At 45.9% G+C, this 22629-nt stretch carries 17 protein-coding genes; 10 read left to right on the top strand and 7 right to left on the bottom strand.

Going from position 1 to position 22629, the window contains the following annotated elements:
- Positions 1–2 precede the first annotated feature (2 nt).
- Positions 3–632 carry a hypothetical protein gene (locus tag B092_RS0100640; protein ID WP_018573313.1) on the top strand — a complete coding sequence of 210 codons (630 nt, stop codon included), beginning with the start codon at positions 3–5 and terminating at the stop codon, positions 630–632.
- Positions 633–723: 91 nt separating this feature from the next.
- On the opposite strand, the gene trhP is transcribed toward B092_RS0100640, so the two are convergent.
- From trhP to B092_RS0100625, 3 genes are all read right to left on the bottom strand, one after another.
- Positions 724–2121 (bottom strand): prephenate-dependent tRNA uridine(34) hydroxylase TrhP, encoded by a 1398-nt coding sequence (gene trhP / locus B092_RS13405; RefSeq protein WP_018573312.1) that lies wholly within the window; start codon positions 2119–2121, stop codon positions 724–726.
- A gap of 171 nt (positions 2122–2292) precedes the next feature.
- Positions 2293–3849: a UbiD family decarboxylase gene (locus B092_RS0100630; RefSeq protein WP_018573311.1), complete on the bottom strand. Its 1557-nt coding sequence runs from the start codon at positions 3847–3849 to the stop codon at positions 2293–2295.
- The gene (locus B092_RS0100625) at positions 3839–5002 is read right to left on the bottom strand and encodes a pyridoxal phosphate-dependent aminotransferase (protein WP_018573310.1); all 1164 of its coding nucleotides are present in this window, start codon (positions 5000–5002) and stop codon (positions 3839–3841) included. Before B092_RS0100625 ends, B092_RS0100630 begins: the two co-directional genes overlap by 11 nt.
- A 145-nt stretch (positions 5003–5147) precedes the next feature.
- Here B092_RS0100625 and B092_RS0100620 point away from each other — a divergent pair, with 145 nt between their 5' ends.
- From B092_RS0100620 to B092_RS0100610, 3 genes are all read left to right on the top strand, one after another.
- Positions 5148–6056 carry a hypothetical protein gene (locus tag B092_RS0100620; protein WP_018573309.1) on the top strand — a complete coding sequence of 303 codons (909 nt, stop codon included), beginning with the start codon at positions 5148–5150 and terminating at the stop codon, positions 6054–6056.
- 141 nt (positions 6057–6197) lie between these two features.
- Positions 6198–8486, top strand: coding sequence for an NADP-dependent malic enzyme (locus B092_RS0100615; RefSeq protein WP_018573308.1), 2289 nt, complete (start codon positions 6198–6200; stop codon positions 8484–8486).
- A gap of 73 nt (positions 8487–8559) precedes the next feature.
- On the top strand, positions 8560–9033 hold the full coding sequence (locus B092_RS0100610) for a barstar family protein (RefSeq protein ID WP_018573307.1): 474 nt from the start codon (positions 8560–8562) through the stop codon (positions 9031–9033).
- Between the two features lie 48 nt (positions 9034–9081).
- Here the strand turns inward: B092_RS0100610 and B092_RS0100605 are convergent, their stop codons facing one another.
- The gene (locus tag B092_RS0100605) at positions 9082–9849 is read right to left on the bottom strand and encodes a 16S rRNA (uracil(1498)-N(3))-methyltransferase (protein WP_018573306.1); all 768 of its coding nucleotides are present in this window, start codon (positions 9847–9849) and stop codon (positions 9082–9084) included.
- 77 nt (positions 9850–9926) lie between these two features.
- On the opposite strand from B092_RS0100605, the gene tkt reads away from it, so the two are divergent.
- From tkt to B092_RS0100590, 3 genes are all read left to right on the top strand, one after another.
- Positions 9927–11984, top strand: a complete 2058-nt coding sequence (gene tkt, locus B092_RS0100600) for a transketolase (RefSeq protein WP_018573305.1) — start codon at positions 9927–9929, stop codon at positions 11982–11984.
- Between the two features lie 5 nt (positions 11985–11989).
- Positions 11990–13000 carry a type I glyceraldehyde-3-phosphate dehydrogenase gene (gene gap, locus B092_RS0100595; RefSeq protein ID WP_018573304.1) on the top strand — a complete coding sequence of 337 codons (1011 nt, stop codon included), beginning with the start codon at positions 11990–11992 and terminating at the stop codon, positions 12998–13000.
- 98 nt (positions 13001–13098) lie between these two features.
- Entirely contained in the window at positions 13099–14298 is a 1200-nt protein-coding gene (locus B092_RS0100590; protein WP_018573303.1) for a phosphoglycerate kinase, read from the top strand.
- A gap of 84 nt (positions 14299–14382) precedes the next feature.
- On the opposite strand, the gene fumC is transcribed toward B092_RS0100590, so the two are convergent.
- The 3 genes from fumC to trxB all read right to left on the bottom strand — a co-directional run bounded on the left by fumC (position 14383) and on the right by trxB (position 17889).
- Complete coding sequence (gene fumC, locus B092_RS0100585) at positions 14383–15771, bottom strand: class II fumarate hydratase (protein WP_018573302.1); 1389 nt, start codon at positions 15769–15771, stop codon at positions 14383–14385.
- 422 nt (positions 15772–16193) lie between these two features.
- Positions 16194–16937 carry a Smr/MutS family protein gene (locus B092_RS0100580; protein ID WP_018573301.1) on the bottom strand — a complete coding sequence of 248 codons (744 nt, stop codon included), beginning with the start codon at positions 16935–16937 and terminating at the stop codon, positions 16194–16196.
- Positions 16927–17889: a thioredoxin-disulfide reductase gene (gene trxB / locus B092_RS0100575; RefSeq protein WP_018573300.1), complete on the bottom strand. Its 963-nt coding sequence runs from the start codon at positions 17887–17889 to the stop codon at positions 16927–16929. The genes B092_RS0100580 and trxB overlap by 11 nt, the downstream gene beginning before the upstream one ends.
- Positions 17890–17951: 62 nt before the next feature.
- Here trxB and B092_RS0100570 point away from each other — a divergent pair, with 62 nt between their 5' ends.
- The 3 genes from B092_RS0100570 (at position 17952) to B092_RS0100560 (ending at position 22608) form a co-directional block, all read left to right on the top strand.
- Complete coding sequence (locus tag B092_RS0100570; RefSeq protein ID WP_026253498.1) at positions 17952–20366, top strand: DNA translocase FtsK; 2415 nt, start codon at positions 17952–17954, stop codon at positions 20364–20366.
- Positions 20367–20495: 129 nt separating this feature from the next.
- Complete coding sequence (gene lolA, locus B092_RS0100565; protein WP_115064458.1) at positions 20496–21227, top strand: outer membrane lipoprotein periplasmic chaperone LolA; 732 nt, start codon at positions 20496–20498, stop codon at positions 21225–21227.
- Positions 21228–21300: 73 nt separating this feature from the next.
- Positions 21301–22608: a replication-associated recombination protein A gene (locus B092_RS0100560; RefSeq protein ID WP_083907435.1), complete on the top strand. Its 1308-nt coding sequence runs from the start codon at positions 21301–21303 to the stop codon at positions 22606–22608.
- Positions 22609–22629 lie beyond the last annotated feature (21 nt).

Raw genomic sequence — 22629 nt, 5'->3', positions numbered from 1 at the left:
TTATGTCTAATAATTCTACCCTTAGTCCCCAAGAGCAGAGAGCCAAGCACAAGGCTTTGTTGGTAGCAAAAATTTACGCAGAGCGTGAATTGATCAGCTTGCAGGCGCGAAGAATTGTCAACGATGTGAAGCCATCCACAATCAAACAGAATGTCATTGATGCGGTAGTGGCCAAGGTACAGGGAACGAGTATTTCGCATGGTTTATTTTCATATATAGAGCGCCACCCTAAAGTGAGTTTATTAGTGGCTCAGTTCTTAATGCGTGGGGTTAAAAAGTCAAAGTATTCGCGTTCTTCACCTTGGTGGGCACCTTTGGTTATCGGAGCTGCAACTTGGTTTGTTACGAATCGTCGAAAGCAAAAATGGTCGTCGTATCACCAAGCGAGTGCTCGACCTAAACCTAGATCTCAGCCTGAACACAGGTATCGAAGCAAGTCTCCGCTTCAAGCTAGGGCTCCAGCCCAATCCACGGCTAATCCTCAAGCAATGAAACGCACACGAGTTAGAGCACAATCGAGGCCGGTAAAGTTTATTGTTGATGGCCCTAGTCCTACGATGATAAGAAGGGAATCCCCAAAAAAATCGCCACCAAGAAGGGACCGCCGTCCATTGCGTCGCCATATGTTTTAGATTGCGGGCCAAATAAAACAGCTGCTAAAAATACTTAGCAGCTGTTTTTCTTATATCACTTTATGTCACTATATCAATGCTTTATTGATTATTAGCCAATCACTTCAACCTGTGCTTCGCGCTTAGGCTCATCCGGAAGGATGCGAGCAATAAGGGCTTTTTCTTTGCCCATCATACCCGGAATTTGTACGAAGATACCGCTACCTGCAGCAACATCGGTAGGCTCACCATTACGTAGCATTTGCTCTAGGCGGACGGTTTGATTACCGCTAGGGTGGATGATCTCGATTTCATCGCCCACGCGGAAGTGGTTTTTGACATCAACCAGCGCCCAACCCTCATCATTGATCTCAGTGACTTGACCAACGAATTGACTACGCTTGGAGCGCGAGTGACCGTCTAAGTAGTTTTGATAATCTTGCGTTTGGTGACGCTCTAAGAAGCCGCTGGTATAACCACGGTTGGCTAAACCCTCGAGATCAGCTAATAAGCTGTAATCAAATGGTTTGCCGGCGATCGCGTCATCAATTGCGCGGCGATATGCTTGGGCTGTTCGAGCGACGTAATACACTGATTTTGTGCGCCCCTCAATTTTTAGAGAATCTACACCAATTTCCGCTAGCTTAGCGACGGTTTCGATAGCGCGCAGATCTTTTGAGTTCATGATGTAGGTGCCATGCTCATCTTCCATGATGGGCATGTAGGAACCGGGACGGTTTGTCTCTTCGATAAAGTAGACATTGTCGGCAAGCGGGTGACGCTTTTGGCCATTAATTCCTTCAAACTGGCTATCTGCTTCTTCTTTGGCTTTTTCAAAGTCAAAGCCTTCAAGGGCGGCTGGTGCCGGTGTACCCGTATGATCATTTTCAGAGTCATACATGGTGTAATTCCAACGACAGGCATTGGTGCAGGTACCTTGGTTAGGATCGCGGTGATTGAAATAACCGGATAATAAACAGCGACCGGAGTAGGCGATACAGAGAGCACCGTGCACAAACACTTCCAACTCCATATCAGGCACTTCCTGACGAATTTCAGCAATTTCTTTGATCGATAACTCACGCGATAGAATAATGCGCTCAATACCTACATTTTGCCAGAAGCGTACACCCCAATGGTTGGTGGTGTTGGCTTGTACTGATAGGTGAACGGGCACCTCGGGCCAACGCTCGCGCACGGTCATGATGAGGCCGGGGTCAGCCATAATTAGGGCATCAGGCTTCATTGCAATAAGGGGTTCCATATCGCTGATGAAGGTTTTTAATTTGTTGTTGTGCGGAAGCGTATTGACCGTTAGGTAAAACTTTTTACCACGCTGGTGCGCTTCTGTAATCGCTTGCTCTAACACGCTTAGTTTAGCGAATTCGTTGTTGCGCACACGCAAGGAATAACGTGGGCTACCGGCATAAACGGCATCAGCGCCATAGTCGTAAGCTGCACGCATGCGCTCTAAACCGCCGGCGGGTAATAATAATTCAGGTGCTTTCATGTGTTTGAGATTGTCGCTTCTTAGGTGACAAAAATTTATCTATTATGAGGTTCTTGGGGTAAAGCATAAAAGCGCTTGGTCCCTAAGATGAGTTTTTAGGTGCTAAGCGCTATATTTTAATTTATGCTGACGCTGGTTTTGGTCTAAGCTCTTGTTTTTAATAAAAATAGTTTAAAAACCGAGCTTCTGCCAAAGGTCGTCGACTCGATTTTTGACCTCTTGATCCATGGTAATGGGGATGCCCCATTCTCTATCGGTTTCACCAGGCCATTTGTTGGTGGCGTCCATACCCATTTTACCCCCAAGTCCCGATACAGGGGAGGCAAAGTCCAGATAATCAATAGGGGTATTTTCAACTAACAGTGTGTCACGAGCAGGATCCATTCGTGTCGTCATTGCCCAAATGACTTCCTTCCAGTCACGAGTATCGACATCCTCATCGACGATCACAATAAATTTAGTGTACATAAATTGACGTAAAATACTCCATACTCCGAACATAACGCGTTTGGCGTGTCCCGCATATTGTTTGCGGATGGAGACAACAGCCATACGGTAACTACAGCCCTCGGGTGGTAGGTAGAAGTCGACAATTTCCGGTAGTTGCTTACGCAATAAGGGGACAAAGACCTCGTTTAAAGCAACCCCTAAAACAGCAGGCTCATCAGGCGGTTTGCCGGTATAGGTGCTGTGGTAGATAGGCTCTTTGCGCATGGTGATGCGGTCAACGGTAAACACAGGGAACCAGTCTTGCTCATTGTAATACCCTGTGTGATCACCATAAGGCCCTTCTAATGCCACTTCGTATTCAGACAAGAAACCTTTGTTTGGCATGGGCGGCATGCCCTCAGTCCACTCTGGCGTGACAGCGTCGGGGTGATTGCGTGGTAAGATGTGACCCTCTAAAACGATTTCGGCGCTGGCAGGAACATGTAAGTCGTTGCCAATGGATTTAATCAGCTCTGTACGTGAGCCCCGCAATAAGCCGGCAAACTGATATTCTGACAAGCTGTCAGGGACAGGTGTGACGGCGCCTAAAATAGTCGCCGGATCAGCACCTAAGGCAACGCTAATAGGAAAAGGTTTACCCGGGTTGGCAAGTGCATGATCTCTAAAATCCAGTGCGCCACCGCGATGTGATAACCAGCGCATAATGAGCTTGTTGCGACCAAGTTGCTGCTGTCGATAGATGCCAAGGTTTTGACGTTTCGCATTGGGGCCTTTGGTGATGACCAATCCCCATGTGATGAGTGGTGCCGCATCGCCGGGCCAACAGGTCTGAATAGGGATTTGACTTAAATCGACCTGATCGCCTTCGAGAACGACTTCTTGACAAGGCGCCGAGCGCTGTACTTTAGGAGCCATATCCCAAAGCGCGGATTTAAGCATGGAGACTTTAGAAAAGGCATCTCTAAGACCTCGTGGAGCTTGAGGTTCGCGTAAGTCGGCTAACAGCTCCCCGACCTCACGTAGAGCTGTGGTGTTATCGGCACCCATGCCCCAAGCGACTCGCTCCGGTGTGCCAAATAGATTGGTCAATACCGGCATGGTGGCTTTTTGTCCGTCGTGTTCAGCGTGATTAAATAAGAGGACCGGCCCTTCAGCACGTAAAACGCGGTCACTGATTTCTGTCATTTCCAAATGAGTAGAAACGGGAATATCAATGGTTTTTAATTGACCACGTTGCTCTATTTGTTTAAGGAAGTCTCTGAGATCTTTATATTTCACTTAAAAAGTCCTCTAGTCGTTGAACAGCTATTTTTAATTGCTCAATACTGGTTGCATAAGACAGTCGTAGCATTGTTTTAGCATAGGTTGGGCCAAAGTCCAGACCGGGAACGGTGGCGACACCGGCTTTTTCCAAGAGTTGATTCGCAAAATCAACGCTATCGTCGCTGTATTTACTAATGTCACAGTAAATATAGAAAGCACCGTCAGGTTTCACCGGAACATGTAGGCCTAAGCGCTCAAGTTCAGGGAGTAAATAATCACGACGCTCTTTAAAGGCTGCGCGTCTTTTATTGTAAAGTGCAATAGATTCAGGTGCGAAACACGAAATGGCGGCATGCTGTGCCAATGTGGGGGCGCAAATGGTCAGACTGCTGGATATTTTTTCAAAGGCAGGCACTAATGACTCCGGTGCGATAATCCAGCCTAAGCGCCAGCCGGTCATATTAAAGTATTTTGAGAAGCTATTAATGACAATGATGTCAGGATCAAAGGCCAAACCCGATTTGGCTTGACGGTCATAGCTTAGGCCCAAATAGATCTCATCCAAAATCACGATACCGCCGAGAGACTTGACGGTCTTACAAATCTTTTGTAATTCCTCATCGGTGATGCTGGTGCCGGTCGGATTACTGGGCGAAGCAATTAAGACCGCGCGAGTATTGGGCCCCCAGTTGGCTTTGATCTTTTCAGCTGATAATTGGAAGCGCTCTTCGGGGGTGCAAGGTATTAATTTAGTGCGCCCCCCGGCCGTCAGGATAAAGTTGAAGTTAGCCGGATAATAGGGATCCGGCATGAGTACCTCATCGCCCGGGTTTAACAGTGTTTGGGCAGTTAGTAACAGCGCACCGGAAGCGCCGGTAGTGATGATTACTTGATTATGACTAATATTTGCACCGAATTGCTCATTGTAATAATCAGCAATGCATAAACGCAAAGGCGCTAGACCAAGCGTCGGGCTATAGCCGCTAAGTCCACTTTGTGAGGCCTTTGCCAAGGTCTCACAGACTAGTGGAGGAGCAGTAAAGTCAGGCTCCCCAATACTTAAACTAACGATATCGCGTCCGGATTCACGTAATAACTGGGCTTTTTTTGCAAATTCAACCGCATGGAAAGTGACGGATTCTGCAACACGATTAGCTGGTTTCAACATATTAATATGCCTGATGGTAAATAAAGATATACTAGAACTAGTAACAGTATGACATTTTTAAAACAAAAGCAAAAAGGCATTATACTTCTTAGTCTAAATGCTTGGCTTTAGATGGCTTGTTTTAACGATTTGATTTACAAAGCAGATGGATCGACGCTCCTTTTTTAATCTCAAAAAAAACTTATCAGACGACCCTTGGTCAATGTTTTGTACACGCTTGCGGCGTTTTGCCCAAGGGCAGTGGGAGGTTTTGCCGGATAGTGCAGATGGCTTTCCCCAAGCTAGATTACAGCTGGAGCGAGAGATTGAGTTTGAGCATGCCAGAGCGCTAGCCGCTGAGTATGATATTGCTTTGGTGCTCGACGGTACATTACCTTTTGGTCGTTTGACCGGTCGCCCCGGCCTATGGCTAATACATTCACCTGATTTAGAGCAGGTGGATTTCTTTAGTGAGGAAGCTTGTTTAGCTCAAGCAGGCACCTTGGTCGGTACCTTGGTTGCACAGGGTTATGAGCAGTTTATAGGTGTGCCGTCGCATCTGCGTTTGGCTCAATGGTTTGCTGACCCGCAATATCATGACGCCCGACCGGGACTTAGCTTTTTATCCGGTGTGGAGCGTATTCAGGGTGTTTTTAGTAATGGTGATGCGGCGGTTGTTGGCGGCTTCGGCGTCAATGATGCATCGCCATTAAGTATCCCGTTACTAAACAAGGCCATTCCACAGCTATTTGAATTGTTGCAAAAAAGATCTGTGCAAAATGCATTAACTGCCAGCTATTGGCCTTATGTCTATCGATTTGATGCGCTGCATAAAAGCATAGTCGATCCAAATATCGCCAGGGTATTTTTAGGTCATCGAGGAAGTTTGCTATGGGTGCAGTCGTTGGTTATTCGAAAAATACCCAAAACTGAGCGTTTTTTGTTGACGTCTGAGCAGTGGAACGAGGTTTATGATAGTGGTGCTTGCGGCAATGCAAAGGACAGCGACATCAAGAGTTTATTCGATCCTTCAGGACAATACCCCTACTTAGACGAGCTGTTTAAGCCATTTTAGCTGTAATCGAGTGAAGAATCAGTTAGTATTAGAATTCATTAATTCGATCGACTTAAATTGCTCGATACATAAGAAGCAGACGGTTGATGCGTTTTTTTAAAGTTATCACTCAATCATCCAAAGGTATTTAAAGGAAAGTCAATGGACGAGAATTTACGGGAAGCGGCGTTGCGTTATCACCGTCAAGGTAAACCGGGCAAAATTTCAGTTGAACCAACCAAAAAGCTAGCTAATCAACGAGATTTGGCTTTGGCTTATTCGCCGGGTGTTGCTGCAGCTTGTGATGAAATTGTTAAGGATTCAGCTAATGCCAGTTTGTACACGGCTCGTTCTAACTTAGTCGGGGTAATCACCAACGGTACAGCAGTACTTGGTTTAGGTGATATCGGTGCTTTAGCCTCAAAACCGGTGATGGAAGGTAAGGCCGTATTATTTAAGAGCTTTGCGGGCATTGACTGTTTTGATATCGAGATCAATGAAAAGGATCCCGAAAAGCTAGTTGAAATTATTGCTGCCTTAGAGCCGACTTTTGGCGGTATTAACTTGGAAGATATTAAAGCACCGGAGTGCTTTATCGTTGAGAAAAAGTTACGTGAGCGTATGAAAATTCCGGTTTTCCATGACGATCAGCATGGTACGGCGATTTGTGTTTCTTCTGCTTTTATTAATGGTCTTACCGTTGTCAATAAAAATATCAACGAGGTCAAGCTGGTTGTTTCCGGCGCCGGTGCTGCTGCTTTGGCATGTTTGGACTTGTTAGTAGATTTAGGCCTACCCCTAGAAAATATCTGGGTGAGTGATATTGAAGGTGTGGTGTACAAGGGCCGTACCTTGCTCATGGATGAGAAAAAAGAGCGCTATGCACAGGACACTCCGCTCAGAACCTTAGATCAAATTATTGACCAAGCGGATGTTTTCTTGGGTCTGTCAGCAGGTGGTGTACTGAAGCCTGAGATGGTCAAGAAAATGGCCGAAAATCCATTGATTTTAGCGCTGGCCAATCCTGAGCCTGAAATTTTTCCTGAGCTGGCTAAAGAAGTGCGTCCTGACGTGGTCATGGCGACTGGTCGTTCTGATTACCCTAATCAGGTAAATAACGTGCTTTGTTTCCCATATATTTTCCGTGGAGCATTAGACGTCGGTGCGATTGCTATCACCCGTAACATGGAAATTGCGTGTGTGCACGCTATCTGTAATTTAGCTAAAGAAGAGCAAAATGAACGTGTAGCTGCGGCTTACGAGGGCACAGAGATTTCTTTCGGTCCGGAGTACTTGATTCCTAAGCCACTGGATCCGCGTTTGATTACACGTATTGCCCCGGCGGTTGCTAAAGCTGCGATGGAAGATGGTGTGGCGACTCGTCCTATCGAGGACTTTGATGAGTATATCGGCGTTCTCAAAGAGTTCGTTTACCACTCTGGTGCCTTTATGCGTCCATTGTTCGCCATGGCCCGTGAGTTCAATATCGAAGAAAATAAAAAATCTCGAATTGTCTTTACTGAAGGTGAGGATGAGCGTGTTTTACGTGCAGTACAAGTGTTGCTGGACGAGAAAATTTGTGCGCCGATTTTAATTGGACGTCCGGAAGTGTTGGCCAAACGCATCAAACGCTATGGTTTACGTATTGATCTGGAAAAGGATGTTGAAGTCGTGAATCCTGAGATGGACGAGCGTTATAAGCGTTACTGGCAAGCGTATTGGGAGATGCGCAAACGCCTGGGCGTCAGCAAGGATTTGGCACGTGTAGAAATGCGTCGACGAATGACCTTAATTGGTGCTATGCTTATGCACTTTGGTGAAGCAGATGGCATGATTTGCGGTACATCCGGTCATTATGCCGGTCATCTGTACTGGATTGATCAGGTACTCGGCATGGATGAGAGTGTCACCACTTATGCTGGTTTAAACCTGTTAATTCTACCCGAGCGTATGATAGCGATCGCTGATACGCACGTTAATCCTGATCCTAGCGCAGAAGAAATTGCCGAGATCACTCTAATGGCGGCAGAAGAACTGAAGCACATGAAAATCGAGCCTAAGGTGGCTTTATTATCTTCTTCAGATTACGGTACAGACTATCCTGTGTCCGGTTCTAAAATGCGAGAAGCCTTAGAAATTATTCGTGAGCGCGCACCTGATCTTGAAATTGATGGTGAGATGCATGGTGATATGGCGCTTGACGAGCGTTTGCGTTTGGAGCGTATGCCTGATTCTCCACTAAGCGGCAGTGCGAATCTAGTGATTTGCCCTGATATGCAAAGTGGTAATATTGCATATAATTTATTGAAATCTTCTGTTGGCAGCAATGTTGCAATCGGACCTTTCTTACTAGGTTGTAAAAAGCCGGTGCACATTTTGACATCAAGTGCTACAGTCAGAAGAATTATTAACATGACGGTCTTAGCCGTAGTTGACGCCAATACGCGTTAATCTACTTGGCGTTTCGCTGCTGGGTCGTTTTTAATTTAAACTATCTTGTAATTTGTATGTTTGAGGAGATAAGATGGTCAAACAAAAGGCGACAAACTTAGAGCAGGTCTTTGAGGTTGGCGGCGAAATCCCGGAGTCGCTTGCGATGCTTGATGCTGTTAGTGAGCTAGCAGCATCAAAGGGCATTGCCTTTTTTAATGTGGATTGCGATCGGGCGCGTAATGTCTCCGCCGTATTGCGAGCGATCGCTAAAACGGTAGATTATCCTTCTTTTTTCGGATCGGATGTCGAAGCTTTACTTGACTGTCTTAATGAAACTAATTCAGATCAGAGAAAAGGCATGGTGCTTTGGTTAAATCAATTACACTCCGCTGATGAGGCCTTAAAAGAATTTGCTCAGCAACTGACTGTCATTTTGGAAGATTCAACTAAGTTTGCTAAAAGCAAAGGGCTTCAGTTTGTCTATTATGTTGAGCACGTAGGACCTCATGAAGCGCCTGAGCCCGGCAAGGCCCCTGCGCGTTACGGTGAGATTAGCGAAGATTAAGTGCCAAAGTAGTAAATATAACTAGCTATTATTTGATTCGTAAGCGTCTTAGTTCCAGTCAAATATAGCTAAGCATGCTGAAGCAAGGGCGAGGGCCGCCGTTTCTGTTCTGAACACCCGTTCTCCCCAAATGACTTTTTGTAGCGAAGCTGGGTGTGTAGAGGCGTGGCGTTCAAATAAATTTAACTCATTATCAGACCAGCCACCTTCGGGGCCTATCACTAAGCAAATATTGGGCTGTTGAGATATGCCGTTTTTTAGGTGGTCAGCCAAATAATCCGTGAGTTTAGTGCCATTTTCATGGTGGCATACGAGTACCAGATCGTAGCTTTGCTGTTCTAAAAATTGAGCTACTGAGCTTAAGTCGTTTACTTTTAGTGGAATGTTACGACCGCATTGTTCGGCAGAACTATTTGCGATCGCTTGCCAGCGTTGTAAGCGCTTCTCCAGTCGATGACCGCTGAGTTGGAGTATGCTGCGCTCGGCTTTAAGAGGGTGGATGGAGTGAAGCCCCAGCTCGCTGTTTTTTTCAATAATCCAATCCATTTTATCGCCGCTTGGCAGTGCTTGAGCAATACTGATATTTCCCTGAGGTAATCGATTGCATTGTGTGAAATCAATAATTTTTGCCATGGCAACGCCATCATCGAAAAACAATTCAGCATTGTATTCACCACCCGAACCATTAAATAATGTGATTGTGTCGCCATCACGCAAGCGTAAACTACGACCGGCATGATTGGCGATTTCTCTTGGTAATTCAACGACTTGTTCAATAGCTAAAGAGACAGGGTAGAAAAAGCGAGGGAAAGACATAAAGCTCCAAGCAGTAACCTATAAATGATAGAATTATAAGTCAATTTAAAGAACGAAATTTCTGAATTAGGATGGATATGAACTCTTCCTCAGGTATTCAACCGACGGATTTAGCAAACGCAATTCGCGCGCTTTCAATGGACGCTGTTCAGCAGGCCAATTCGGGACACCCCGGCGCCCCTATGGGTATGGCAGAGATAGCTGTAGCACTCTGGACACGTCATCTTAATCACAACCCCAATAATCCACTTTGGCCTAATCGCGACCGTTTTGTTTTATCAAATGGTCATGGCTCAATGCTGATCTATTCATTGTTGCACCTCAGTGGTTATGATTTGCCAATTGATGAAATTAAAAACTTCCGTCAATTGCACTCCAAAACGCCCGGTCACCCCGAAAATTTCGTGACTGCAGGGGTCGAAACGACGACCGGTCCTTTGGGGCAGGGCTTAAGTAATGCGGTCGGCTTTGCGTTAGCCGAGCAATTGCTCGCTAAAGAGTTTAATCGTCCACAGCACAAGGTTGTTGATCATAGCACCTATGTGTTTGTGGGAGATGGTTGCCTTATGGAGGGTATTTCTCACGAGGCCTGCTCTTTAGCCGGTACGCTTAAGCTGAGTAAGCTTATCGTACTCTACGATGATAATGGTATTTCTATTGATGGTGAGGTGCAGCCTTGGTTTAGCGAGGATGTCGCCAAGCGTTTTGAGGGCTATGGCTGGCAGGTAATTCCTGAGGTCGATGGTCATGATGTCGAGGCGGTCAGTGCTGCGATTGAGCAGGCTAAAGCTTGGGCAGCCGAGGATGATCGCGGTCCTACGTTGATTTGTTGCCAAACAGTGATTGGTAAGGGTTCACCTAATGTAGCCGGTACAGCTAAGGTGCATGGCGCGCCGTTGGGTGCTGATGAGATTCAGGCGACCCGCGAAGCGATTGGCTGGGATGCAGAGCCATTTGTGATCCCTGAAGCAATTCAAAGCGCTTGGGATCAACGTGCCAAGGGTGAGCAGCAGGAAGCTCAATGGGCTGGTGTTTTTGCTGATTATGCTAAAGCTTACCCGGAATTGGCCGCTGAGTTTGAGCGTCGCACCAAGGGCGAGCTGCCTACTGATTTTGCTGAGCGTTTTCAGGTTTTCCTTGATGAAACAATTCAAAAAGCCGAAACCGTTGCTACACGCAAGGCATCTCAATTCGTGATTCAGTCTTTGCAAGACATCTTGCCTGAGATGTTGGGCGGTTCAGCAGACTTAACCGGCTCTAATTTTACTGATTGGAAGGGTGCTGTTGCGGTGCGAGCGGGCAAAGATTCACCGGTTGGTCGCCATATTAATTACGGTGTGCGCGAGTTTGGTATGGCCGGCGTGATGAACGGTCTTGCCTTACACGGCGGTTATTTACCCTTTGGCGGTACATTTTTAACTTTCTCTGATTACTCACGCAATGCCATTCGTATGGCCGCTCTGATGAGACAGCGTGTGGTTCATGTCTTTACGCATGATTCAATCGGTTTAGGCGAAGATGGACCGACCCACCAATCAATCGAACATGCCAGCAGTTTGCGACTCATTCCAAACTTAGATGTATGGCGTCCATGTGACACGGTAGAAACTGCCGTAGCTTGGCAGTCCGCTGTGACACGTCCGGTGACCATAGGCAATGAGGTTAAGCAGGGTGGTCCCAGCGCCTTATTGTTATCTCGTCAAAACTTACAGTTTATGTCACGTGATAGCGAGACTGTGGCTCAAATCGCCAAAGGTGGCTATGTGCTGAGCGATGCTGACAATGCTCAGGCCGTTATTGTAGCGACAGGCTCTGAGGTTGAGATTGCTAAAGCAGCTCAAGATCAGTTGGCGGCTGAAGGTATTTCTGTGCGTTTAGTGTCAATGCCTTCAACTAATGTGTTTGATCGTCAAGACAAAGCCTATCGTGACAGTGTTCTGCCTAAGGCATTACCGACTGTTGCAGTGGAAGCCGGAAGCTCTGACCTTTGGTATAAATATGTCGGTCGTGATGGCGCTGTGGTGGGAATTGATACCTATGGTGCTTCAGCACCCGCCGGTGAGCTATTTAAATATTTTGGCTTAACTGCTGAAAAAGTGGTTGAAGCCGTTAAGAATCTTTTACAGGGAGAATAATTAAAATGACTATTCGTGTTGCTATTACAGGTTTTGGACGTATTGGCCGTAATGTCTTACGTGCCCACTATGAAAACAACAAAAAGCATGATATTGAAATCGTAGCTATCAATATGTCGGGCGATTTTGAAACTAATGCTCATTTATTAAAATACGATACAACTCATGGTCGTTTTAATGCGGATGTGCAATTAGACGGTGACCATTTTGTGATTAATGGCGATCGTATCCGTTTGTTTGCGACGCGTGATCCTAAGGAATTACCTTGGGGTGAGCTTGATGTTGACGTCGTGTTAGAGTGTACGGGTGCTTTTACCAGCAAGGAAAAAGCTCAAGTTCACTTAGCATCCGGTGCCAAGAAAGTGATTATCTCTGCTCCGGGTGGTGATGATGTTGATGCAACAGTGGTTTACGGTGTTAACCATGACGTATTAAAAGCTGAGCACACCGTGATTTCTGCGGCTTCGTGCACCACTAACTGCTTAGCACCATTGGTCAAGCCTTTACAGGATGCTATCGGTATCGAAAGCGGTTTGATGACGACGATCCATGCGTATACCAATGATCAGGTGTTATTAGATGTACGTCACAAAGATCTACGTCGCGCTCGTTCTGCTACCATGAACTTAATTCCAACTAAAACCGGCGCAGCTAAGGCTTTAGGTCTCGTGTTGCCTGAGTTAAACGGTAAGCTTGATGGCTATGCTGTACGTGTTCCAACCATTAATGTATCCATGGTTGATTTATCTTTTATTGCTAACCGTGATACGACCGTTGAAGAAATTAATCAGGTCCTCAAAGGGGCTTCTGAAGGGGCACTAAAAGGCGTATTGGGATTTAATGACGAGCAATTGGTTTCGAGTGACTTTAATCACTCTAATGAGTCCAGTGTCTATGACTCAACCTTAACCAAGGTGTCGGGTCGTTTGGTCAAAGTATCAGCTTGGTATGATAACGAGTGGGGCTTTTCACAGCGCATGCTCGACAATACTGTAGCCTTGATGAATGCTAAGTAATCAGGTTTTGTTTTGTTGGTGATATAAAAAATCACTCAATTAAAAGCGGCATTTCAATGCAATGATTGAATGCCGCTTTTGTTGTATTGGAGCTTTTGATGTTTAAAATTAAAACACTTTCTTCCTTAGCTGAACGTGGCGAACTCAAAAATAAGCGTGTTTTTATCCGCGCTGATTTAAATGTACCTTTTAATGACAAAGGGGAGATTACTGAGGATACGCGTATTCGTGCTTCAATTCCGGGGATCAAATTAGCCTTAGATGGTGGTGCTGCCGTCATGGTTAACTCTCATTTAGGACGACCTACTGAGGGTGAAGCGGTCCGTGCCGAAGACAGCTTGGCGCTGGTAGCTGAGCATTTGGCTATGTTATTAGGCCAAGAGGTGAAGTTGGTGCAGGATTGGGTCGATGGTGTTGACATTGCGCCCGGTCAAGTGGTCGTTTTAGAAAACTGTCGTGTCAATGTCGGTGAAAAGAGCAACTGCGATGAGCTTTCTCAAAAAATGGCTCTACTTTGTGATGTCTATGTTAATGACGCTTTTGGTACGGCTCATCGTGCTCAGGCATCTACCCATGGTATTGCCAAGTATGCTCCTGTTGCATGTGCCGGTCCGTTATTGGAGGCTGAGTTGACTGCACTGAGCGTTGCCTTAGAAAATCCTAAGCGACCATTAGTGGCTATTGTAGGCGGTTCTAAGGTGTCGACTAAGTTGTCTGTGCTTGAAACGCTGGCAGACAAAGTGGATCAACTAATTGTTGGTGGTGGTATTGCCAATACATTTATGTTGGCAGAAGGAATGGCCATTGGTAAGTCATTGGCTGAACCCGCTCAGATTGAGCAGAGTGTGTCTGTGATTCAGAAGATGCGTAGTCGTGGTGCTGATGTGCCGATTCCTGAAGATGTTGTGGTCGGCAAGGAGTTTTCCGCTGATACACCAGCGACCACTAAGGCGGCAAATGAGGTAGCGGAAGATGATATGATTTTCGATATTGGTCCCAAGACAGCCGCGACATTAGCCGGTATTTTGAATAATGCAGGTACTATTGTTTGGAATGGTCCGGTCGGTGTGTTTGAATTTGATGCCTTCGCCGGTGGTACTGAAGCTATTTCAAAAGCAATTGCCGAAAGTGATGCTTTTTCAATTGCCGGTGGCGGTGATACATTAGCGGCCATAGCTAAGTTTGGTGTGGCTGATAAAATCAGTTATATCTCTACCGGTGGCGGCGCCTTTTTGGAATTTTTAGAGGGCAAAAAGCTACCCTCATTAGAGATTTTAGAGCGTCGTTATGAGGACTAATCCTCTTTAGTGATTACTCATTCAAAAGAGCAAAAAGCCTGATAATCATGATTATCAGGCTTTTGTCGTTTGCTTTAGAGAAAGTTAGTTGTTGTGCGTCATATCAATAGGCACAATGTACTTATCAAACTCCTCATTGCTTAGATACTCTAAGGCCAAAGCAGATTCGCGTAAGCTGAGCTTTTCTTTGTGCGCTTTTTTAGCAATTTCAGCCGCTTTGTCATAGCCAATGTGCTTATTTAGAGCAGTAACAAGCATTAGATTCTTGTCGAGATTTTGTTGAATCTTTTCCAGTTCCGGCTCAATGCCGACAGCGCAATGGTCATTAAAGGCCAAAATAGAATCACTCAAGAGTTGAATGCTTTCAAGTACGTTATGAACCATTACCGGTTTATACACATTTAGCTGGAAGTTACCTTGGCTATTAGCAAAGGCGACGGCCGCGTCATTACCAAAGACCTGTACGCAGACCATGGTTAGAGCTTCAGCTTGTGTAGGGTTGACCTTGCCGGGCATGATGGAGGAGCCGGGTTCGTTTTCAGGAATGCTGATCTCGCCAATACCACAACGTGGACCACTCGCTAACCAACGTACGTCGTTTGCCATTTTCATCAGGCCGGTTGCGAGAGTACGTAAAGCGGCAGACGTAGAAGTAAGCGCGTCATGAGCAGATAGGGCAAAGAACTTGTTTTCTGCACTATGGAAAGGATAATTGGTTGCTTCAGCAATTTTAGCGGCACATAGTTTGCCAAATTCCGGATGTGCATTTAAGCCAGTACCAACCGCAGTACCGCCAATCGCTAGATCATAGAGACCTTTCATATTGCGTCCTACAGAAGCCATACCATAATCAATTTGCGCAACCCAACTGGAAATTTCTTGGCCCAAGGTGATGGGCGTGGCATCTTGTAAATGGGTACGGCCTGTCTTAACAATATTCTTATAAGCCTCCGCTTTGTCAGCTAAGGTATCACGCAACACCTTAATTGCCGGGAAAAGCTTTTCATTTAGCTCCAGCACGGTAGCAATATACATTGCTGTAGGAAAAGTGTCGTTGGAAGATTGACCGCGGTTAACGTGATCATTAGGGTGTACAGGTGACTTAGAACCCATCTTGCCACCGGCTAATTCGATGGCTCGATTAGAGATGACTTCATTGGTGTTCATATTTGACTGAGTGCCTGAACCCGTTTGGAAAACGACTAGTGGGAAGTGCTCGTCTAATTTGCCCTCAATGACCTCATCAGCGGCCTGGACAATAAGGTTGGCGATGTCTTTGTCAATTTCCCCTAATTCGCCATTGGCCAACGCAGCAGATTTTTTAAGAATGCCGAGAGAGCGAATCATGGTACGACCCCACTTGAATCTCTCTACGCCAATGGGGAAGTTATGAATAGATCGCTGTGTCTGCGCTCCCCAATACTTGTCTTCAGATACCTCGATACTGCCCATCGAGTCAGTTTCAATTCTCATGTTTTCCTCTCTATCTTAAGGGTTTCAAGGGTTGGAATAATAATTGTTACCGATCAGTGTACTCCTTTTGAACGCTTTAGGACTAAATTAACCCTTAGTGAATTACGTAAATGTTGACTGTAAGTGTTGATTTTTACAAAATATTAGTGCTTTCCCTAACTGTAATATATAGAAATATAACGTATAGTACCTACATGCAGGTGAGGAGACGCGCTCTGCATGAGCATAAATCCCAATCGTAGTATTTTGGGTCTGCGTTACTAAGCATATAAATACAGGAAGTACGAGACAGCTTCAGATAAGTTAGTAGTGCGGTAGAATAAAAAACATTATAAAAATAAAAGGCGGATTCATGTGAGTCCGCCTTTTGTTTTTTAGCTTTATTTTTTAGCTTTATTTTTGACTTGTTAACTGTCAACCTTCTATTTGTGCTGAAGCAACACAATGACAGCGCCGGCGCCACCGATATTTTCCGGTGCTGTGATATAAGCAGTAACAGCTGCAAAATCACGTAACCAGCTACGAACAGCATCCCTGAGTACGGGTTTGTTGTCTTTGGATCCAAAGCCTTGTCCATGAATAATACAAACACAGCGCACTCCATGCTCAATACAGGTATGGATAAAGCGGTCAAAGCGCTCAGCTGCTTCGTCCAAGTTGGCGCCGTGCAAATCTAAGCTAGCTTCAACCGGCCACTGGCCTCGTCGGAGCTTTTTGATGATATCCGCTGCGTCGGGGTTACGTAAAAAAGCACCATCGTCAAGGTGTTGGCCAAGTTTGCTTGCATGAGCTGCTTCAATTCTTGTTGATGCCTGCGCATGAGCGGGGAGCGTGCGGCCAGCGGTAGTGTCTGCATGACTGCGACGACGTTCGCTGGCTAATATATCTCTGCCCTCGGCCTGTGCGCGTTTTTGTTTGAAAAACTCTGCCTCTCTGGAGTTGAGTGGAGCAGCAGAGGATTCAATGCGATTGGCGCTTGCTAGGCGCTTGGTGCCACGTATTGAGGCTAAGAATATCTTACGATCCTCGTCGGTGACTGCTGACTGAATGCGTTGACGCTGTTTTGCGGCAGTTTGCTTAGCCTTTTGTTGACTGGCTTGCTCTTTGGAAAATTGCTTGCTGAGCTTTTTTAAGTCTTGAAGAGAGCCTTTAAGATTACTTTTCACCTTCTGTATCCAACCAACGTTGAGCATCCAGTGCAGCCATACAACCAGTACCCGCACTCGTGATTGCCTGTCTATAAATATTATCGGCCACATCCCCCGCAGCAAAAACGCCGGGAATTGAAGTCATGGTTTGTAGCTGAGGGTTGGATTTAGTAATAATAAAACCGCCGTCCATCGCTATCTGACCTTCAAAGATGTCGGTATTTGGATGGTGACCAATCGAGATAAACACACCATTCACAGCGAGCTCTTTTTCTTCACCGCTCTGTGTGTTTTTTAAACGTACGCCGGTCACACCGTCGTTTTGATTGCCTAGCACTTCTTCCAGTGTGTGGAATAGCTCTAATTTGATATTGCCACTTTCGACTTTTTCCATGAGCTTGTCGACTAAAATCGGCTCTGCGCGGAATTGATCGCGGCGGTGGACTAAGGTGACCGTTGAGCAAATATTAGAGAGATAAAGAGCTTCCTCAACTGCTGTATTACCACCGCCAACAACGACCACCTCTTGGTTGCGATAAAAGAAGCCATCACATGTGGCACAAGCAGAAACACCTTGACCTAAATAGCGTTGCTCGCTCTCTAATCCCAGGTATTTGGCTGAAGCACCGGTTGATATAATCAGGCTGTCACAGCTATACTCATTACCCATATTGGAGTAGAGTTTAAACGGACGCTCCGAAAGATCGACTCGATCAATTTGGTCAAATACAATGTTGGTGTTAAAACGCTCAGCATGCTTAAGAAAACGACTCATTAGCTCAGGGCCGGTGACACCATCCCAGTCGGCAGGCCAGTTATCTACATCAGTCGTGGTCATTAATTGACCCCCTTGGGCATGGCCGGTGATTAGCATCGGCTTAAGATTTGCCCTTGCTGCATAGATGGCAGCAGAGTATCCGGCGGGGCCGGAACCTAAAATAATTACTTTTGCGTGGTTATCGTTATTCATCTTTAATATCATTAAAATGGATTTTTTAAAAAAATAGAATAAACCAATTATAATATACGGCTATGGCTAAAACTTCTAAATCCCCTATAACAGGACGCGGTAAGCGTAATGTTCGCATGCGTTCTCCAGAGCAGGTGTTGATGAACTCACGCTTTGTGATGATGTTGCGCGAAGCACGTTGGGTGCTTTATTTGATTGCAGGTTTATCGTTGGCAGTGATGCTATTTACGTGGCATGCCACGGATCCGGGGTGGGTCAGTACCTCCGGTTCCGGTGAGATTCAAAACGCGTTTGGCGCTTTTGGTGCTTACTTTTCAAGTATTTTACTGTATTTATTCGGCTTTTCAGCGTGGTGGTTCGTTGTTCTTTGCTTGCAACGTTTGTATGTAGGCTATAAGACATTAATGAGCCGCTTTGCTAAAAACTTAGATCCTGAGCTGGTGCTGCCGAGTATTAAGTGGCAGGTTCCGGTAGGTTTTATCATGTTACTGCTGGGCTCGGTTGGCTTAGAGAGTACGCAGATGCAAGGCATCGGGCAGCAGTTGCCGGGCCAAGCCGGGGGCGTTTTAGGGCAGTTGTTTTCCGGTTTGTTAGCTCGTTATATTGGTGCGACACCAACCATGTTCCTGATGGTGGCCATGCTTTTCTGGGGCTTTAGCCTGTTTTTTAATTTTTCATGGTTACATATCACCGAGCGAATCGGTGGCGCTATTGCCGGTATATTTACTAAGCTTGATAGGCTGAGAGCGGAGCGTGTCGACCGACGTATTGGTGAGACTGCTCAAGAAGAAATGGCAGAGCAAATTACTGCCCATAAAGAGCAGTTGCCGCCGTCTGACCGATCACTAAAAATTGAGCCTGCCATTAAAGCGTTTCCGGTATCTGAAAAAGCTGTCGCAGCTAAGCAAGCTAAACTGTTCGAGCCTGAGCCGAAAGTAGTGCGCAAAGCAGGTACAAAAGTTGTTATTTCCGGTGATGTTCCGGGCCTGGAGCTTTTAGACCCGCCTTCAGACTATGTAGAGCCTGTGGGTGAAGATGCTATTGAGTACAATTCGCGCTTAATTGAGAAAAAGCTGAGTGATTTCAATGTCCAGGTCGAGGTTGTAGCGGCACAAGCAGGTCCTGTGATTACTCGCTATGAAATTGAACCCGCGTCAGGGGTCAAAGGTGTACAGATTGTTAATCTGAGCAAGGATTTAGCCCGAGCCTTAAGTTTGATTCGTTTGCGTGTGGTTGAAAACATTCCGGGCAAAAATCTCATGGGTATTGAGTTACCTAACCCGCGTCGCCAAGTCGTGCGTCTGTCTGAGATTATCGGTTCACAAGCGTATGATAAAAGCAATTCACTGTTAACCGTTGCTTTGGGTAAAGACATTGCCGGTAATCCGGTGGTAGCTGACTTGGCAAAAATGCCTCATTTATTGGTAGCGGGTACGACCGGGTCGGGTAAGTCGGTTGGTATTAATGCCATGATCTTGTCTTTGCTGTATAAAGCAGATCCTTCTCAAGTCCGCTTAATTTTAATTGACCCTAAGATGCTTGAAATGAGTGTTTACGAGGGCATCGGTCACTTGTTGGCGCCGGTGGTCACTGATATGCGTCAAGCCTCAAATGCACTAAACTGGTGCGTTGGTGAAATGGAAAAGCGCTATAACTTGATGAGTAAAATGGGCGTACGTAATATCGCCGGTTTTAATAATAAGGTCAAAGAGGCAGAAGCACGTGGTGAAACGATTGACAATCCATTTAGTCTGACTCCTGATTCACCGGAGCCCTTAACAACCTTGCCAATGATTGTGGTGGTCATTGATGAATTAGCCGATCTCATGATGGTGCAAGGTAAGAAAATCGAAGAGTTGATTGCGCGCTTAGCACAAAAAGCGCGAGCTGCGGGTATTCATTTGATTCTTGCGACCCAACGACCGAGTGTGGATGTGATTACCGGTTTAATTAAAGCCAATATCCCAACACGTATTGCTTTCCAAGTCTCTTCCAAGATCGACTCTCGTACGATCTTAGATCAAATGGGTGCGGAGTCTTTATTAGGTATGGGTGATATGTTGTATATGCCGCCGGGATCAGGTTTTCCTCAGCGAGTGCATGGCGCTTTTGTTTCTGATGATGAGGTACACCGAGTGGTGGATTATCTCAAGGAACAGGGAGAGCCGGATTATATCGATGGCGTCTTAGAGGGGGGCGTGCCGGGTGAAACCGGCGATGGTTTAAGCAGTGTGACCGGTTTTGCCGATCCTGAAGCAGACCCGTTATATGATCAAGCCGTAGATATTGTATTAAAAACACGTCGCGCTTCTATTTCTTCAGTACAGCGTCAGCTACGTATTGGCTATAACCGTGCTGCGCGTTTATTGGAGCAAATGGAGCATGCAGGGATTGTTTCTCCAATGGGCTCTAATAATAGCCGTGAAGTTTTAGCTCCGGCCAATACTGGCGCTGATGAAGCGGATCTTGAGGCTTAGCAGTCACTTTGAATCCATCACGGTGTTCTGAAATTTACTTTACGCTTGGTTACCAATAGTTCAAGCTTAGGGTAAATAGTAGTGTTACAAAGTGAATGAATTCAACCATTAATTATCATGGGTTTTAAAATGAATAAATTCAAAAAATTAAGCTTACCTATCGTGTTTGCCTTGTCTTTTGGTAGTACTGCTGCGCTGGCACAATTTACCGTTAGTCCTGATGCCTTCAAAGGGGGCGTCGGAGAGGCCATTGATCTTAGTAATATGCAGTTTACTAAAATCCCTGATGTTAAAAACACAACGCAAAGTGACGCTAAGCAGCAGCTGCGTGATTTTGTTAAGAATATCAAGTCGGCTACCGGTCAATTCGCACAACAAAGTGGTGGCGGCGCTCAAGGCAAGGGAGTCCAGTCCGGTACCTTCAGTTTTGAACGTCCGGGGAAGTTTGTGTGGCATATTAGCAAGCCCTATGAGCAAAAAGTTATCTCTGATGGTCAAAAGGTCTATCAGTATGATCCGGATTTAGCGCAGGTAACTATCCGCAATGTGCAGGATTCAGTCGGTGCTTCCCCGGCGTCGATTCTGTTTGGTAATAATGATTTAGACGATACCTTTAGTGTTGAGGTATTACCCGAACAAGATGGTATGGTTTGGTTAAGAGCAACGCCCAAAGTAGCAGATCAGGGCATGAGTTATATGGATATTGCCTTTGCCAATAACTTACCGGCTGAGTTGAGAATTCGTGATTCTTTTGGTCAAACCACGACCATTAAATTACGAAATTTTAATGCCAATGCCCGCATCTCGGCGAGTGAGTTCAGTTTTACTGCGCCAAAGGGCGTTGATGTCGTTAATATGTGATTAATCTGGATGTATCTTGTCTGATTTATTAACAGAAGCCTATGCTAGCCTTCATGCTCCCTTAGCAGAGCAAATGCGCCCAACCACCTTAGATGAGGTCGTTGGGCAGCAGCACTTATTGGGAGAGGGGAAACCTCTACGTGTTGCCTTCGAGTCGGGTCGACCGCACTCAATGGTGTTTTGGGGGCCCCCGGGTGTCGGTAAGACGACGCTTGCCCGTCTGATGGCGAATGGCTTCGATGCGCAGTTTATTGCCATTTCTGCTGTTTTAGGCGGAGTTAAGGATATTCGGGAGGCAGTAGAAAAAGCACAGATCGCTCAAAGCCAAGGCCGTAAGACCATTCTTTTTGTTGATGAGGTGCACCGATTTAATAAGGCGCAGCAGGATGCGTTTTTGCCTTATGTAGAAAGCGGTTTATTTACCTTTATTGGTGCCACGACTGAAAATCCTTCCTTTGAAGTTAATTCAGCTCTGTTATCGAGGGCGCGTGTTTATGTGCTAGAGGCGATTGCTGAAGCAGACTTAAATGAGCTGTTAACTAGGGCGTTAGCGATTTTTAATCGACGATTAGTAAATGATTCTCAGGACGACGGTATCGATTCTTCTATTCTCATAACACCTGAAGCAGCTGAGCAGATGGTGGCTTGGGCGGATGGTGATGCCCGTCGTCTGATTAATGCAGTAGAAATCGTGCTGGAATCTGCAGAAAATGCGCAGATCTCTCTCATTGATGAAGCTTGGTTGGAGCAGTCGTTACCTAAAAATCTTCGACGATTTGACAAGGGTGGTGATGCTTTTTATGACCAAATCAGTGCCTTACATAAATCAGTTCGGGGGTCCGATCCGGATGCTGCTCTTTACTGGTTTTGCCGTATGATTGATGGTGGTGCCGATGCGCGCTATTTGGCGCGGCGAATTGTGCGCATGGCGTGGGAAGATGTTGGTTTAGCGGATCCCCGTGCCATGCAGATTTGTAATGATGCTGCTGCAACCTATGAGCGTCTCGGGAGTCCTGAAGGCGAATTAGCCTTGGCTGAGGCAGTGATTTATTTGGCGATTGCCGCTAAGAGTAATGCAGCTTATATGGCTTACAACAAAGCAAAAGCCTTTGTTCAACATGATAAGAGTCGACCTGTGCCGGTTCATTTGCGTAACGCACCGACTAAGCTGATGAAGGAGCTTGGCCATGGCAGACAGTATCGATATGCGCATGATGAGCCTCATGGTTACGCCGCCGGAGAGCATTATTTTCCTGATGACATGAGGCCACCCGCTTGGTATCAACCGGTCAATCGTGGCTTAGAAATTAAGATTGCTGATAAATTGGCGTTTTTACGCGAATTAGATCGAGAGCATCGCCGTAAAAAAGATAAAAAATAACTGAATAGCCCTGTTAAACTA

The organism is Oligella ureolytica DSM 18253, from assembly GCF_000373745.1.
In the GTDB taxonomy this organism is placed as follows: Bacteria; Pseudomonadota; Gammaproteobacteria; order Burkholderiales; family Burkholderiaceae_B; genus Oligella; species Oligella ureolytica.
This window is presented reverse-complemented; position numbering and strand designations above follow the sequence as displayed.

What these genes read in the sequence shown, in the direction of transcription:
- B092_RS0100640 (WP_018573313.1), top strand. Translation starts at nt 3, where the DNA reads ATGTCTAATAATTCTACCCTTAGTCCCCAAGAGCAGAGAGCCAAGCAC.
- trhP (WP_018573312.1), bottom strand. Translation starts at nt 2,121, where the DNA reads ATGAAAGCACCTGAATTATTATTACCCGCCGGCGGTTTAGAGCGCATG.
- B092_RS0100625 (WP_018573310.1), bottom strand. Translation starts at nt 5,002, where the DNA reads ATGTTGAAACCAGCTAATCGTGTTGCAGAATCCGTCACTTTCCATGCG.
- B092_RS0100620 (WP_018573309.1), top strand. Translation starts at nt 5,148, where the DNA reads ATGGATCGACGCTCCTTTTTTAATCTCAAAAAAAACTTATCAGACGAC.
- B092_RS0100615 (WP_018573308.1), top strand. Translation starts at nt 6,198, where the DNA reads ATGGACGAGAATTTACGGGAAGCGGCGTTGCGTTATCACCGTCAAGGT.
- B092_RS0100610 (WP_018573307.1), top strand. Translation starts at nt 8,560, where the DNA reads ATGGTCAAACAAAAGGCGACAAACTTAGAGCAGGTCTTTGAGGTTGGC.
- B092_RS0100605 (WP_018573306.1), bottom strand. Translation starts at nt 9,849, where the DNA reads ATGTCTTTCCCTCGCTTTTTCTACCCTGTCTCTTTAGCTATTGAACAA.
- tkt (WP_018573305.1), top strand. Translation starts at nt 9,927, where the DNA reads ATGAACTCTTCCTCAGGTATTCAACCGACGGATTTAGCAAACGCAATT.
- gap (WP_018573304.1), top strand. Translation starts at nt 11,990, where the DNA reads ATGACTATTCGTGTTGCTATTACAGGTTTTGGACGTATTGGCCGTAAT.
- B092_RS0100590 (WP_018573303.1), top strand. Translation starts at nt 13,099, where the DNA reads ATGTTTAAAATTAAAACACTTTCTTCCTTAGCTGAACGTGGCGAACTC.
- fumC (WP_018573302.1), bottom strand. Translation starts at nt 15,771, where the DNA reads ATGAGAATTGAAACTGACTCGATGGGCAGTATCGAGGTATCTGAAGAC.
- trxB (WP_018573300.1), bottom strand. Translation starts at nt 17,889, where the DNA reads ATGAATAACGATAACCACGCAAAAGTAATTATTTTAGGTTCCGGCCCC.
- B092_RS0100570 (WP_026253498.1), top strand. Translation starts at nt 17,952, where the DNA reads ATGGCTAAAACTTCTAAATCCCCTATAACAGGACGCGGTAAGCGTAAT.
- lolA (WP_115064458.1), top strand. Translation starts at nt 20,496, where the DNA reads ATGAATAAATTCAAAAAATTAAGCTTACCTATCGTGTTTGCCTTGTCT.
- B092_RS0100560 (WP_083907435.1), top strand. Translation starts at nt 21,301, where the DNA reads ATGCGCCCAACCACCTTAGATGAGGTCGTTGGGCAGCAGCACTTATTG.